Source organism: Microcoleus sp. B7-D4 (genome assembly GCF_036705125.1).
Taxonomy (GTDB): domain Bacteria; phylum Cyanobacteriota; class Cyanobacteriia; order Cyanobacteriales; family Microcoleaceae; genus Microcoleus.
Genome location: NZ_JAUBTT010000031.1, coordinates 16025 through 30399, shown reverse-complemented (window position 1 = coordinate 30399; position 14375 = coordinate 16025). Strand labels below are relative to the sequence as shown.

Genomic DNA, 14375 nt, shown 5'->3' with positions numbered 1-14375 from the left:
TCAAACATAATGAATTTGTACCTACGCTTATTGTCGGCCGTCATTCTAGCAATTATCAGCTTAACAGCAAGTATATCAATAGGTTTGGCTGAAACAAAAGAGCGCTACCTTACCCTAGATTCGGACGGCAGTCAATCTTTTGCGAGTTTAGTGCAGCAGGCGGAAGATTTAGCGAAAGAGTCGATCGCCCGCGAGTTTCAAGAAAATCCGGCATTAACAGAAGTTACAGTCATCATTACAGCCGATCGCAGCCGACAAAGAGTTCCAGTTTTGCGATCGAGAGTATCCCGCCACGACTGGCAAAAAGATGCGAGAATCCAACAGTGGACTAGATATTTTGCCGATGCTCAATTGCTGCTGGGATTCAGAGACGGCAATATTTCGCCCGCAAATTCTGGGTTTTCGCAAGTGATTAATGTACCTGCGCCTAGTCGATCGACATTCCGAGAAAATGATCCGGGTTTTCGAGATGATTGAAATATTGGTAATGGGGCATTGGGCATTGGGCATGGGGCATGGGGCATTGGTAACAAATAACAAATAACCAACAGCACGACACGGAAATCACGGATACAGGGATAGATATTTTTTCCTGAATCTCTCTCTATATTCCCAATTACCAATTGCCAATTACAATATTTAACTTGTTGTTAACCTAAATATCTCCCACTTTTAATTAACCTTCAGGTAAACTTCCCTTAATTGAAAAGTGATAGAGTTTCATACGGAATCATCAGATTAGAGATGTTGGTTTGAAAAGGAATTTATGTCTAAAATAACTCGCCGACAACTGCTAATTTTCTTCGGCAGCAGTGCGGCTACCACTGTGCTTGCTCCTGGGCTAACTCAAAAACTGTTCAGCATCAATTCCAGCGCTGCTGAAGCTGTTGTTCCGACATCTTTCACTCCTGTAAGACTTCCCCACCCGCTGCCGATTTATCGAGAACTGCCCAGCTTCATGGCGATGGCGCCGGGGGGACAGGGAACCGTGATGGCTGCCTCGCAGGATACTAGATTAACGAGTTACAGCGTTGTTGACGATGTGGTTGTGCCGCCGGAATACGAACGTTACGTGATTGTCCGCTGGGGCGATCGAGTTTTCCCCAATCCGGCAGACTATTTCGGCTACAACAACGACTACACCGGCTTTGTAGGCCTTCGAGGCAGCAATGACGACGGTTATCTCTGGGTTAACCACGAGTATGTAGGTTTCCCGATGTCGAAAGTGGCGCCGGAAGCGCCGTCTGATCTGGCACCATTTCCCACAACCGATCGCGCTGTCCTCGGTATAGACTTATCGGTAAAGAATCGGGATACCCTCGGCGAATTTCTGTACAATCTCGGTGGTTCGATCGTCCGCATCACCAAACAAGCCAACGGTAGATTTCAGGCGATCGCCGGCGACCCCCTCAACCGCCGTATCCACGGACTTTCAGGCCTCGGAATCAACAACCAGCGTACCGATAAATACAAAGATGTCACCTCCTGGGGAACCAGACAAGGGGATAACGAGTACCTCACCGGCACGGGCCCTGCCGCCACCCAAGTCTTCGCGCAAGTCAACAGCGACGGACTCGGCAACCGCATCATCGGTACAGCTTACAACTGTTCCGGCGCCACAACCCCTTGGGGAACAATCCTCTCCGCCGAAGAAAACTTCCAAGGTAGCGAACTATTCTTCGTCGGAGTTCAGGAAAACATCAAACCCAACGGTGGCCAAACCAGCTACGCCAAGGGCACTATCGGTGAGGAATTCGGCTTAGTCGGCGAAAAATACGGCTGGATGGTAGAAGTCGATCCCCTAGATCCGAGTTTCCGCCCCCGGAAGCACACATGGTTGGGCCGTTTCCGCCACGAAAACGTCGGGATTCGCGCTGAAGCAGGCCGCAAGTTAATAGGGTACATGGGGGACGATCGGCGCGGCGGACACACCTGGAAATTTGTCAGCAACGGTAGTGTCACAAATCCCGCAGATAAAAACAACAGCCGATTGTTTGAAGATGGCGTTTTGTACGTGGCCCAATACAACCGCAACGGTACTGGAAGATGGCTGCCGCTAACTATAAATAGCCAGACAAATCCAGTGCGTCCTTCTAAAGTTGGCGAAGCGGAATTGGCAAGTTTTGGCAAAGCTCAAAGAGATGCAAATACTCGCTTACCCAAACGCGCCGGAATTGCTGGTCAAACCGAAGACGGCGGTTCTTTTGTAGTAGATACAACCAATGAAGCAACAGCAATTCCGGGCTACCAAAATAAAACTCTGGCTAATTTCTACAGCAGCCAAGGTGCGGTTTTAGTTGATGCTTTCTTAGCTGCTAATTTGATTGGTGGCACTCCGACGGCGCGGCCGGAAGATTTGGAAGTTAATCCTACGACTAAGGAAGTTTTCATTGCTTATACTGACGCAGCACCCGGAAGCGACGGCTATCCAGATTCTCGCATTTTTACTGTTGCTAAATACGGTAGCGCCGTCAACAGCACTCAGCAGTCGGGAGGACTTTACAAAATAATTGAAGACAGTCCCGACGGTGCAGGTTTGACGTTTCGCTGGCAGCGTTTGGCTCAAGGTGGAGAAGCGGGTTCGGTAGCTGGGGCGGGATTTGCTAGTGTAGATAATTTGGCTTTTGACACTCAAGGCAATGTTTGGGGCGTGACTGATATGTCTACGAGCACGCATAACGGTTTTGATGTGGGTGCGAGTGGAAAGCCAACGACGATCGACCATAAAAAGACTGGAAATGTGTCAGATTTTACTGGAGTTTTCGGCAACAATTGGCTGTTTTATATTCCCACTTCTGGGCCGAATGCAGGAACAGTAATTCCGTTTGCTTACGGGCCGAATCGGTGCGAAATGACAGGGCCGACTTTTGTGGGAGATACGCTGTTGCTTGCGGTGCAGCATCCTGGGGAAGATTGCCCGATCGATGATGGTACTGTACTGAGTCGGCAAATTGAAATGTTGGATTTGAACGGTGCTGTTTTCAATCAGACTCGTAGTGTTGCTCGCGGCAGTTTGTGGCCTAGCAATATTGAGAACGATCGGCGTCGTTCGCCGATGCCGTCGGTGATTGGAATTCGTCGGGTGCGATCGACTCCAACGGGCCAGTTTGTTTAAATCTCACATCTTGCACCATTCTCAAGAACAGGCAAGATGCCTGTTCCACAAGAAAATTCACTCTTTGTGGAACAGGCATCTTGCCTGTTCATAAAAAATTTATTGAGAATGGTGCAACATCTCAGATAGTAGGGTGCGGAGCGTAAATAAGCGTTTCCCATGTATAGTCAGTGTTCTAGCTGACGCACCTTACCGGGAGCGTTAATGGTTTAAATGCGTAACAGCTTACTCTAATAAAAACCTTTGTAGTGCGGACGTGAGTCCTCTCTCCGGCTGCGGACTCAAGTTCGCAGTACGAACCTTACTTATTACTGTGGATCGATAGGCAATAGGTAAAATAGAACATGATGATTTTTGGAAATTAGTGGATGCGGCTCGATCGCCAGAATCACAAAGAGAGGGTTATAGACTATTTTGCGGTAGTGATTTTCTCTACTTATTATCTGTTTAGGAGTTGATTCTCTCCGACTATAAAAACAAGTTTTCCGTGCGAGATTGTACTTATTTCATTGGCGAGCACTTCTATTTCCGGGGCAGTTAAATCAGAAACATTTATAGTTTTATAAGATTTATATTGCCACCTAAAATCCCTGGATTTCCGGATATACATAATTTTGGGACTAATATCTTCATGCACAAATGGATATGCACGAAATTTACACCACGGGTATCGCTTAGTCACGGATATGTGTTGTCTATCGAGTTTTATTGTAGTCGTTTTGAAATAAGTTTGAATGTGTTGCGAAAATGTAATAAAAAGTGAGCATAGCAAAACAATTGAAAAGATGAGTAAAAACAGCGCACCCACTAACATAAAGACTATATACCCGGTTTCAAGCATGATTTTTATGAACAGAAAAATTAATAAAACTAGCCCCAACTCAACCAAAATTCCTGTCCCTATCCAGTAGCCTCTCCAAAAACCCAACTTTTTTGGGGGAATCAAAATCTCTAGCTTCTCCCCATCTTTCTTCAGTTTAATCCTGCTGCCGATCAGTTTTCGTCTCGCCGCCGAGATATCTGTTTTCGGGCGGGGATTTTCCAGCGCTTCCAGCGCCTCTTTTGCAGATGCAAGGCGGCGGTTCAAACTCGGTTGTGTCATCCACTTCAGCCAATCGATTAAATCTCGGTTGAGATTAACTAATGACTCAAATTGAATTTGCAAATTACCTTGAGATAACTCGGCGGGATGCCTGCCCGTTACTAAATAAATTAATGTTGCACCCAAACTGTAAATATCGGAAGCTGGAACATTCCGCCCGCCAAATTGTTCGGGCGGCATATATCCGTAAGTGCCGACAACAGTAATCGTACCGCCTTTTCTAGCTGCTAGTGTCTGTATGGAACCAAAATCAACTAAATAAACATCACCGACACTATTGCCCGATCTATTTGCCAGTAAAATATTACTCGGCTTGATATCTCGGTGAATAACTGGCGGCTGTTGCCCGTGGAGGTAGTCCAAAATTTCTAGTAATGCTTTAGCTAGTTGCTTGACTTCTGCTTTGTTAAAAGTTCGCCCGCTTTTTAACCATTCTTCTAAGGATTTGGCTGGGATATAGCTTTGTACCAAGGCGAATCCTTTACCAGTTGGTGTATCCACCTCAAAGTAATCCAGATAGCGGGGAATTGCCGGATGAGAAAGCAGTTGTAAAGTTTGTGCTTCTCTTTCAAAGAGTTTCAAGTCATCCCAGCGAACATCTTCTCCAAAAATCAGTAACTTAATCGCTACTAACTCTTCTGTGTGCAAGTCGCGCGCCATAAACGTGCGCCTTCCCGCAGTTTGACTTAGCTGTTGCTCGATTACATAACGTTCTTTTAAAACTTCACTTGCCATTTTTTGCAAACTTCTTGAGGAGAGTTATTGTTAATTTCATTTGCCATCTCTACTTTATTCACTAATAGGCAAATTTAACCATTCGCTGAGTTCTTCTGCTATCCAATCAATCTCGTCATCAATGAGATGGCTGGTAATAAGTTGATATTCCCGCGTTCCGGCCCAAATTTGAATATTGCGCCCCCGGCTGGAGTATGTATATTCATCTCTTATGAATCGTAATGTACCGATAGCTAGCCTCGGGCTTGGTGGCAGCATATTGTAACGCAAAAATCCCCAGAAGTTGGAAGTAAAATAAATTTGTTCCTCATCGATTAGTAGTCGAGTGGCGATACGTCTAAGAAATACTAATTTTATGGGTTGAAAAAGTAAAAATAAACAAAAACTGCCAAAGTAAGTAACTCCGAATGCTGCGAATGATGCACCTATAAAAGAACCCTTAGTAAACGCCATAACAATCCAGGATATACTTACTAAAAGCACGTGGTACGATGCAATTAACGGAATTACTAAATAGACACTAACTAAAAACAGAGGAGAAAAAGTAGAAATCACAATTTCCAAACTCTTTCTGTCTTTATTCAGTTTTACATTATTACTCGCCCTAGGGTTTCGCAGAAGCGATCGCCCCCTCTGTTTCGGTTTTTCCAGTGCTTGTAACGCCCGATGAGCCGTGGTTAAGCGGCTGTTTAAATCTGGTTCGGTCATCCACTGCAGCCAGTCCACAAAGTCCGAACTAATAGCGATTTTTGGCTCAAAATTAATACGCAAATCTTCCTGCGGCAAATCGGCTGGATGGACTCCCGTTACTAAGTAAATTAACGTCGCACCCAAACCATACAAATCGGAAGCCGGAACCGCGCGCCCGCCAAATTGTTCGGGCGGCATATATCCGTAAGTTCCCACTACAGTAACGGTGCTACCTTCTCTCGCTGCTAAGGTTTGAACTGAACCAAAATCTACTAAGTAAACTTCACCCAACCAACCACCTTTATTAAGGGCGGAGTGTTTTTGTTTGAAGGGCGATCGATCTGCTAAAAGAATATTGCTCGGCTTAATATCTCGATGAATTACTGGCGGGTTTTGGTGTTGCAAATATATCAAAATTTCCAACAAGTTATTAGCGATTTGCTTTATTTCTTTTTCGTTAAAATTGCGTCCCGATTCAACCCATTCTGCCAAAGATTTCGCTTCAATATAGCTTTGTACCAGTGCAAGGCTTTTAGTCTTTGGTGTCGGGAATTCAAAATGGTCTAAGTAACGAGGAATTGCCGGATGGGAAAGTGACTGTAAGGTTGTGGCTTCTCGTTCAAATAGTTTTAAATCGTCCCACTGGAAATCTGCACTAAAAGTAAGGATTTTGATGACGACTAACTCCTGAGTTTGTAAGTCGCGCGCCAGCAAAGTTTGTCGTCCCCCATTTTTACCCAGGCATTGCTGAATGGCATAACGTTCTTTTAACACTCGCTCTACCATATTTTTTACTATAAATAGTGGTAGCTTTTACTATACTTCAGCCTTAACGAAAATTGCTAGAAAAAAGCGGGATTTGTTACAAACATTAATTATGATTATTATATGACTATTATGAACTCAAGCAATGGCACAAGCGTTGCTAAAGTACGCGAAGCTATTGAGAAAGTGCTGACACAAGAGTCTTACAAAAAAAGACCGATCGCAAATCTTTGATGCAACTGCGCCAACAAATCGGACTCGTCTTTCAAAATCCCGACCATCAATTAGTAGCTTCGACGGTAGAAGAAGATATTTCCTACGGGTTGTACAATTTAGGCTTGAGAGAATCCGTAATTTCTCAACAGGTGCAGCAGGCGATCGAGCAATGCGATCTAAGCGAACTCGCCCGCGAACCAATTCACAATCTCAGTTTGGGCCAGAAAAAGCGGGTTTCCATCGCCGATATCATGGTTCTCAAACCCAAACTGCTGCTGTTAGATGAACCTACCGCCTATCTCGACCCGCGTTACACCCGACAACTGATCGGTTTACTCCAACAAATTCACAGCGCCGGAACCACTATTCTTTTAGCAAGTCACGACCTCGCTTTCATCTACCGGTGGGCAGATTGGATGTTTGTAATGGATCGAGGACAACTAATTTTAGAAGAAATACGGGAAACCGTTTTTGCTCAGCGGGATGTGTTGGAACAATTGCAGCTTGGCGTACCGCTGGCGATCGAGCTTATGGAGCAAATAAGGGCGATGTTTCCAACAGACGATCGCTCAAAAATGCCCGCTTTCGAGGAATTGCAACAACAAATTTTACCAAGCCGCAGGCTTTAGTGATTTGTTATTTGTTATCGGTTGAATTAAATTCTTGTGGAACAGGCATCTTGCCTGTTCATAAAAATGGTGCAAGATGTTTTCAACAGACGATCGCTCAAAAATGCCCGCTTTCGAGGAATTGCAACAACAAATTTTACCAAGCCGCAGGCTTTAGTGATTTGTTATTTGTTATCGGTTGAATTAAATTCTTGTGGAACAGGCATCTTGCCTGTTCATAAAAATGGTGCAAGATGTTTTCAACAGACGATCGCTCAAAAATCCCCGCTTTCGAGCAATGGCAACACCAAATTTTACCAAACCCTAGGCTTTAGTTATTTGTTATTTCTTATTGGTTGAATTAAATTCTTGTGGAACAGGCATCTTGCCTGTTCCTAAAAATGCTGCAAGATGTAAGTTCCTGTAATGGATTAAGTGCGATCGTACCAACTTTGCAGCGCCAAGCGGTGAACTTCCCGCCAACTAATATTTTTAAGTCGGGCAATTTCCGCGCAATCTTCGTATTCCGGCTGTACATTAACAATCGTTTCTCCAGACTTCGCAACTTTTATCTTGACTTCGCCGTATTCTGTTTTAACTGTCTGGATTTCTCGGTGTAAAATAGTTCTCTGTTGAGTCGAGATCCTAATTCCCAAAGTAGTAGTCTCGCGAAAGATCACAGCTTCGCAAGCATCCTGAAATTCTGGATGACAAATCGCAGTTAACAAAACCCCCAGCCGCGACTTTTTCATCACAATTGGGGCAGTAAAAACATCCAGAGCTCCGGCGGTAAACAAAGCATCAAAAACATAGCCGATCGCCTGCGGACTCAAATCATCAATTTGCGTTTCCAACACCGTAATAGTTTCTATGGAATTGGGCATTGGGAATGGGGCATTGGGCATTGGGAATCGGGCATGGGGCATCGGGAATTGGGAATGACTACCCGTCTTTCCTCCACTCTCCCCCACTCCCACTCTCCCACTCTCCCCCTCTCCCACTCTCCCCCTCTCCCCTTCTGACTTCTCCCCAATCCAGAGGCGCAAAATATTAGGAATTGCCAGGTTTCGAGAACCTGCACCCAAACCGATCGCCTGAATTTGCATCGACGGTGGTGGCCCGAAACTAGCGGCGAGAGTACAGGCGATCGCAGTTCCCGTAGGAGTGCACAATTCGCGATCGATCCCATTGCTATAAACCGGCACTTGGTGCGTTTCCCACAATCGCATCACCGCCGGCGTCGGCACCGCTAATCGGCCGTGGGCCGCCTTCACCGTACCGCCACCAGTCGGCATCGCCGAAAAGTAAAACTCCTGAATATCCAACCAATCCAAACCCAAACAAGTACCGACAATATCAATAATTGCATCCGTCGCCCCCACCTCGTGAAAGTGAACCTCGCTTGCGGGGATACCGTGTACTGCAGCCTCTGCCTCTGCTAATTTGCCAAATACGGCCAAACTCCAGGCTTCCACGCGCGGAGGCAATTTTGCAGAGACGATGATTTGCTCAATTTCGGGTAAATTGCGGTGATGACTGTGGCTAATTTCGGCATCTGCTTCGCCGTGACTGTGAGAATGTTCTTCCCCGTGATGATGGTGGTGGCGGGCGTCGAAAGTCGGGGATTCGGTTTCCGAGGGATCGAGTTCGGTAGCGGGATTTTCTGGTTTTAACGACAAATCCGCAGCTAAATCGACATAAAATTTAGTTGCTTGTTGAGTATTCCGGTGGACTAATTCCGTCCGCAACTGGTACTCTGTCGAAATGCCGAGCAAATTGAGTTTTTCGATTAGGTATTCTAAAGGAACGCCGGCGTGGATGAGAGCTCCGATGCACATATCGCCAGCAATGCCGGTTGGACAGTCAAAATAAGCTATTTTATTCATTGTTAACAATTAATTTTTAGCATTGATTGTTTCATCTTACGCCTTGCACCATTGTCAATAAGTCTTGGACGGGCGGGCAGGATGCCCAACCCCTACTCCCCACAAGAAAATTTACTCTTTGTGGAACAGGCATCTTGCCTGTTCTTGACAATGCTGCAAGATATCGGTTTCACTCGATATTTCGATCGCCCACTTAGCCTGCAATATCTTAACATGGCAACTTTTTACGAAGTGCATCCAGTTGCACCCCAAAGAGACCGGATCGAGAAAATTCAAAAAGCTCTGAAAGATGGGGCAGTGATGCTTTATCCGACAGATACAGTTTACGCGATCGGCTGCGATCTCAACTCCAAGTCTGCTGTAGAACGAGTCAGGCAGATCAAGCAACTCTCCAATGATAAGCCTTTAACGTTCTTGTGTTCCTCTCTGTCAAATATCACCGACTATGCTGTCGTCAGCGATGAAGCATACAGAATTATCAAGCGGTTAATACCTGGGCCTTATACATTTCTGCTGCCAGCTACCAAGTTAGTGCCACGGTTGGTAATGAACCCAAAACGGAAAACCACTGGAATTCGCGTTCCCGACCAGCGGCTTTGTTTTACACTGTTGGAAGCCTTGGGAAATCCAATTATTTCAACATCCGCTAACATTACCACGGATGATGAAGGTGCTGCACCCGTGCCAGCAGGAAAAGCAGAAAGTTTTGGCAAAGCTGAACTTTTTGACTGTTTTTCAAAGTTAGTAGATGTCATTGTCGATGACGGTTCCGATCCGGGATATCAAGTTTCTACCATTCTCGATTTGACAGAAAGCGAACCGATTGTTGTTCGTCGTGGTTTGGGTGCGGAAGCTGTCGCCGTTTGGGAAAAAGATTAAAATTTGAGGATGCTTTCGCTTCTCCAACAGTCCGCCGGGGGTTCAAAACCCCCGTCTCATAGCGAAAGTCCTCTCAAAGAGGACTGTTAAATATAGCGGTTATGGTATTGAATTTAATTAAGCTCTGTCCTATATTTTAAAGGATTGACAATTATCAGAGGAGCAATCGCTATCAGTAGATATTAGATATTATTTCTATTTGAACTCATCGCAACTTATGTTACTCCTCGGGAGCATCTCATATTTGTAAAAACACTTCTTCTGGCTCCTTCCTTCTTCCTCTTCCCTCTTCCCTCCTGCCTCTTCCCTCCTGCCTCCTGCCTCCTGCCTCCTGCCTCAAAACTCCAATTTCTAGCTTGCCTGCTTTCATTGAGATGCTCCTTATTCCTCCCTAATTTCCACAGTCGTCTTAAGACGACTTCAGCTATGAGCCAGGGAATTAATTCCCTGGCGGCCTGTCGGAATCGCCAGCTAACAAACCTGCGGAAAAAACCTAAGCTTCTACCTTAACTCCTTTCCAAAAAGCAATATATCCGGCAATATTTTTAGCAGCATCTTTCGGAGTAGGATAGTACCACGCAGCGTCTTTATTCACTTGTCCGCCGACTTCGACACTGTAGTAACTAGCAACACCTTTCCAACCGCAAGTAGTGTGAGTGCTGCTGTCCTTGAAATACTCACGGTTGATGGCATCGGCGGGGAAATAATAGTTGTTGTCTACAATTTCGCACTTGTCGCTCTCGGCCAAAACGGCACCATTCCAAATTGCTTTCGGCATCAGTTTTTCTGCTTAAATTGAGATTCTCAATTATTGTAACTGTATTTGTGCTCAAAAGGCATAGAATAGTTGAGAAGCCAACAACCAACTACTGCAAATGTCAGCGTCTCATCCGCCAATATCTTCTGTGCCACTGTCCCTGGAACAAGCTCTTAAACATTTTTTTGGCTATGACTCTTTCCGTCCGGGACAGCAGGAAATTGTCGAAGCTGCTTTACAAAAACGGGATATGATGATTGTCATGCCGACTGGCGGTGGCAAGTCTTTGTGTTTTCAATTACCGGCACTGTTGAAACCGGGATTGACAGTGGTTGTGTCGCCGTTAATTGCTCTGATGCAAGACCAGGTGGAGGCTTTGCAGGATAATGGAATTGGGGCGACTTTTCTCAACAGCACTTTGAGCTCTCAGGAAACCCGATCGCGCGAAACAGCAATTCTCGAAGGTAAGATTAAATTGCTCTACGTTGCACCCGAACGCTTGCTGGGTGAGAGATTTTTACCGTTTTTAGATATAGTAGCAAATAAGTTAGGAATTTCGGCATTTGCGATCGACGAAGCCCACTGCGTTTCGGAATGGGGGCACGACTTTCGACCAGAATACAGGCAAATGCAGCGAGTGCGCGATCGATATCCCGACATTCCCATTATGGGACTAACCGCCACCGCCACCGAGCGCGTCCGCCAAGACATAATCCAGCAGTTAACTCTGCGAAATCCCTACATCCACGTCGCCAGCTTCAACCGCCCCAATTTATACTACGAAGTTCGCCCCAAAACCAAGCACAGTTTTGCCGAAGTTTTGCAAATCATCCAAAAAAAAGGCGGTTCGGGAATTATCTATTGCCTCAGTCGCAAAAAAGTTGACGAAGTTGCCTATAAATTGCAACAAAGCGGCATCCAAGCCTTACCATACCACGCTGGCATGAACGATGTCGCTCGCGCCACAAATCAAACCCGCTTCATTCGCGACGACGTGCAAGTAATGGTAGCTACAATAGCCTTCGGTATGGGCATTAACAAACCAGACGTGCGGTTTGTAATTCACTACGACTTACCCAAGAATCTCGAAGGATACTATCAAGAATCTGGCCGCGCAGGCCGAGACAACGAACCCGCCCATTGCAGCTTATTTTTTGGCTACGGCGATGTCAAAATGATCGACTACATCATCGAGCAAAAACCTGACCCGCAAGAACAACGAATTGCCCGCCAACAGTTGCGGCGAGTAATCAACTATGCAGAATCCACCGAGTGCCGCCGCACAATCCAGTTAAGTTATTTTGGCGATTCATTCCCCGGAAACTGCGGTACTTGCGATAACTGTTGCAACCAAAAACCAGTAGAAGATTGGACGATTGAGGCAATGAAATTTCTTTCTTGCGTCGCGAGATGCCAAGAAAAATTCGGCATGAATCATATTATAGACGTGCTGCGCGGTTCAAAAAATCAAAAAGTATTGCAATACCAGCACCACCAACTTTCTACTTACGGAATAGGCAAAGATAGAAGTGCTGATGAATGGAAAAAGTTGAGTCGATCGCTGGTAAATCAAGGTTTTTTAGAGGAAAGAACAGACGGGTTTCCCATTTTAAAACTGAATGAAAAAAGTTGGGAAATTATGAAACGTCAGCGCACAGTTGAAATCGCCATTGAACCGCAGCGGGAAGTACAGGCGAAAGTTCGTTCTTTGGCAGTAGAAGTAGAAGCTTTATTTACCATACTGCGGACGCTACGCAAACAAATTGCCGACGAACAATTTGTGCCACCTTACGTAGTTTTTGCAGATAAAAGCTTGCGAGATATGGCAGAAAAACGCCCGCAAAATCTCCGAGAATTCGAGGATGTTTACGGCGTTGGTAGCAACAAGCGAGATAAGTACGGTAAGGTTTTCTTGGAGGCCATTCGCAATTTTTGCCAAGAACAAGGATTGCCGAATGGTACTGCATCTTCTGATGTTGCTAATCTTCCCAATCTTCCCAACATTGCGTCTTATTCGCAGATGCAAACCTGGGAATTATACCGACAAGGCTTGACAGTTCAAGGAATAGCGAATGCGCGGGGTATGAGTCCTAATACTATTTCGGGGCATCTGATAGAATTGATGGAAATGGGCAGGGAAGTTGATATAAATTTGTTAGTGGAACCGGAACGCCAGCAGGCGATAGTGTACGCTATTGAAGTTATGGGGGATGAAAAACTGAGAGCAATTTATGATTTTTTGGAAGAACGTTATACGTTTGAGGAGATTAAGTTTGTGCGCGCTTGGTGGCGGCAAAATTATGTGGGTTTTTAACCGCAGATGTAGGCTGATTAACGCTGATGCACGCAGATAATTGATGGGAGGAAAGCTACTCTTCGGCGCAGATTACGGCTATCATGTGTTGTGTAGTTCACCCTACTTCATGCCGCTTCACCTGAGTTCGGCTAACTCCAAGCAACTCGTAGTAATTGAGCAGCCTGCAGCTTACTCATTGCCGCTTCCCAAATGCCTTTTGCACAATAGCTGTAAAAGTTACGAACAGGCAGAAACAATGAAAGCTACTGGTAAGGTGTATACAATTGATTTGGCTGGAAATCAGTATCAAAGCCCTCGCTACTTGCAAAGTCGGGCAAGGATTAACTCCCTCATCGACCATTATATGTCATTGGAAGTTTTGAGCGATCGACTTTCCGATCTACCCCAGCAATTTTCCAACCCGCATCCCCGCCCTTGGGAACCCATAGATTGGCAACGAATCACTCGCGACCAAATTATTGGTGTCAAGCCAGAAATATTTTTACAAATTTTGGCAAGTGCGGCAGAAATTGAAGCTCCCATCCACAGCTACGGTAGAGAAAGTTGGTGCTACTTACAGCATATTTACCCGCAAATGGCGCGGTTTATGGGAGGAATTTTTGATGACAACGGCAACATTCTAGAGATAGGTGTCTGGGAAAAAGAAGAACGCCAACATTGCCCGACATTTAGAAAAATTTACCAGCAACTTACAGCAGAAAAACTGCAAGTTAAACCCAACTCTGTTAATGGTTGTCAATCCACAGGTGACGCTTGGCAAGATACCTACAAACACGTGATTAGTCGCTTGAGTACCGAGTGGGGAGCTACTTCTGTTTATTTATGGTTGATGGTACACTCAACAGGAGCGTTGCAACAGGCAATTTCCCAGCCTTTACAGGATGAGATCAATCATTTGGCTAAGTTTTGGGGTTTCAGCCGCTGGGCCTTCTTCCAGAGTTATTTCAATCAACTGAAAGGCTCTACTAAAAACTTGATTGCTTTGCTGAAACACCATCAGATTGAACGCACGCACGGTAATGATGTGTTTAATAATTCACTCAGTCTCAAACAGCTTTCTTTGGTGGTGGAATTGACTTTTACATTCACGCGAGTGATGGTGCGTCTGCGGCGCTGGAACCGCGAGCTCAGTCGCAGTTATCTCAGACATTTGTTTGGTACTGCGCCGATGGTTGATTCACCGCGCCATGTTGCTTAAATCTGAGATATTGCACGAGTTTCATGAACAGGCAAGATGCCTGTTCCACTCATAGTTCAATTTTATTGTGGGGTAAGGTGCGCCATCAGCACCCAGTTATGTTAAAG

Annotated in this window: 11 protein-coding genes and 1 pseudogene; 7 read left to right on the top strand and 5 right to left on the bottom strand. The window is 45.5% G+C overall.

Going from position 1 to position 14375, the window contains the following annotated elements:
- The first annotated feature begins 9 nt into the window (after positions 1–9).
- Positions 10–477: a hypothetical protein gene (locus tag QUB12_RS14460; RefSeq protein WP_333307246.1), complete on the top strand. Its 468-nt coding sequence runs from the start codon at positions 10–12 to the stop codon at positions 475–477.
- A gap of 289 nt (positions 478–766) precedes the next feature.
- Complete coding sequence (locus QUB12_RS14455) at positions 767–3115, top strand: PhoX family phosphatase (RefSeq protein WP_333307244.1); 2349 nt, start codon at positions 767–769, stop codon at positions 3113–3115.
- A gap of 439 nt (positions 3116–3554) precedes the next feature.
- Here the strand turns inward: QUB12_RS14455 and QUB12_RS14450 are convergent, their stop codons facing one another.
- The gene (locus tag QUB12_RS14450; RefSeq protein ID WP_333307241.1) at positions 3555–4952 is read right to left on the bottom strand and encodes a serine/threonine-protein kinase; all 1398 of its coding nucleotides are present in this window, start codon (positions 4950–4952) and stop codon (positions 3555–3557) included.
- A gap of 54 nt (positions 4953–5006) precedes the next feature.
- Positions 5007–6428, bottom strand: a complete 1422-nt coding sequence (locus tag QUB12_RS14445) for a serine/threonine-protein kinase (protein WP_333307239.1) — start codon at positions 6426–6428, stop codon at positions 5007–5009.
- 197 nt (positions 6429–6625) lie between these two features.
- Here QUB12_RS14445 and QUB12_RS14440 point away from each other — a divergent pair.
- Together QUB12_RS14440 and QUB12_RS14435 are read left to right on the top strand one after the other, a co-directional pair.
- Positions 6626–7252 (top strand): annotated as a pseudogene (locus QUB12_RS14440) (energy-coupling factor ABC transporter ATP-binding protein); the annotation flags it as partial.
- Positions 7253–7288: 36 nt separating this feature from the next.
- Complete coding sequence (locus QUB12_RS14435; RefSeq protein ID WP_333307237.1) at positions 7289–7591, top strand: hypothetical protein; 303 nt, start codon at positions 7289–7291, stop codon at positions 7589–7591.
- Positions 7592–7662: 71 nt separating this feature from the next.
- Here QUB12_RS14435 and larC read toward each other — a convergent pair whose 3' ends face one another.
- Positions 7663–9117, bottom strand: a complete 1455-nt coding sequence (gene larC, locus QUB12_RS14430; protein ID WP_333144542.1) for a nickel pincer cofactor biosynthesis protein LarC — start codon at positions 9115–9117, stop codon at positions 7663–7665.
- 213 nt (positions 9118–9330) lie between these two features.
- Here larC and QUB12_RS14425 point away from each other — a divergent pair, with 213 nt between their 5' ends.
- Positions 9331–9996, top strand: coding sequence for an L-threonylcarbamoyladenylate synthase (locus QUB12_RS14425; protein ID WP_333307277.1), 666 nt, complete (start codon positions 9331–9333; stop codon positions 9994–9996).
- Positions 9997–10234: 238 nt separating this feature from the next.
- Here the strand turns inward: QUB12_RS14425 and QUB12_RS14420 are convergent, their stop codons facing one another.
- Both QUB12_RS14420 and QUB12_RS14415 read right to left on the bottom strand, forming a co-directional pair.
- On the bottom strand, positions 10235–10366 hold the full coding sequence (locus QUB12_RS14420; RefSeq protein WP_333144544.1) for a hypothetical protein: 132 nt from the start codon (positions 10364–10366) through the stop codon (positions 10235–10237).
- A 123-nt stretch (positions 10367–10489) separates the two neighbouring features.
- Entirely contained in the window at positions 10490–10774 is a 285-nt protein-coding gene (locus tag QUB12_RS14415) for a DUF427 domain-containing protein (RefSeq protein WP_190738299.1), read from the bottom strand.
- 97 nt (positions 10775–10871) lie between these two features.
- On the opposite strand from QUB12_RS14415, the gene recQ reads away from it, so the two are divergent.
- Positions 10872–13067, top strand: a complete 2196-nt coding sequence (recQ, locus tag QUB12_RS14410; RefSeq protein ID WP_333144545.1) for a DNA helicase RecQ — start codon at positions 10872–10874, stop codon at positions 13065–13067.
- A 43-nt stretch (positions 13068–13110) separates the two neighbouring features.
- Positions 13111–14268 (top strand): hypothetical protein, encoded by a 1158-nt coding sequence (locus QUB12_RS14405; RefSeq protein ID WP_333144546.1) that lies wholly within the window; start codon positions 13111–13113, stop codon positions 14266–14268.
- Positions 14269–14375: the final 107 nt, after the last annotated feature.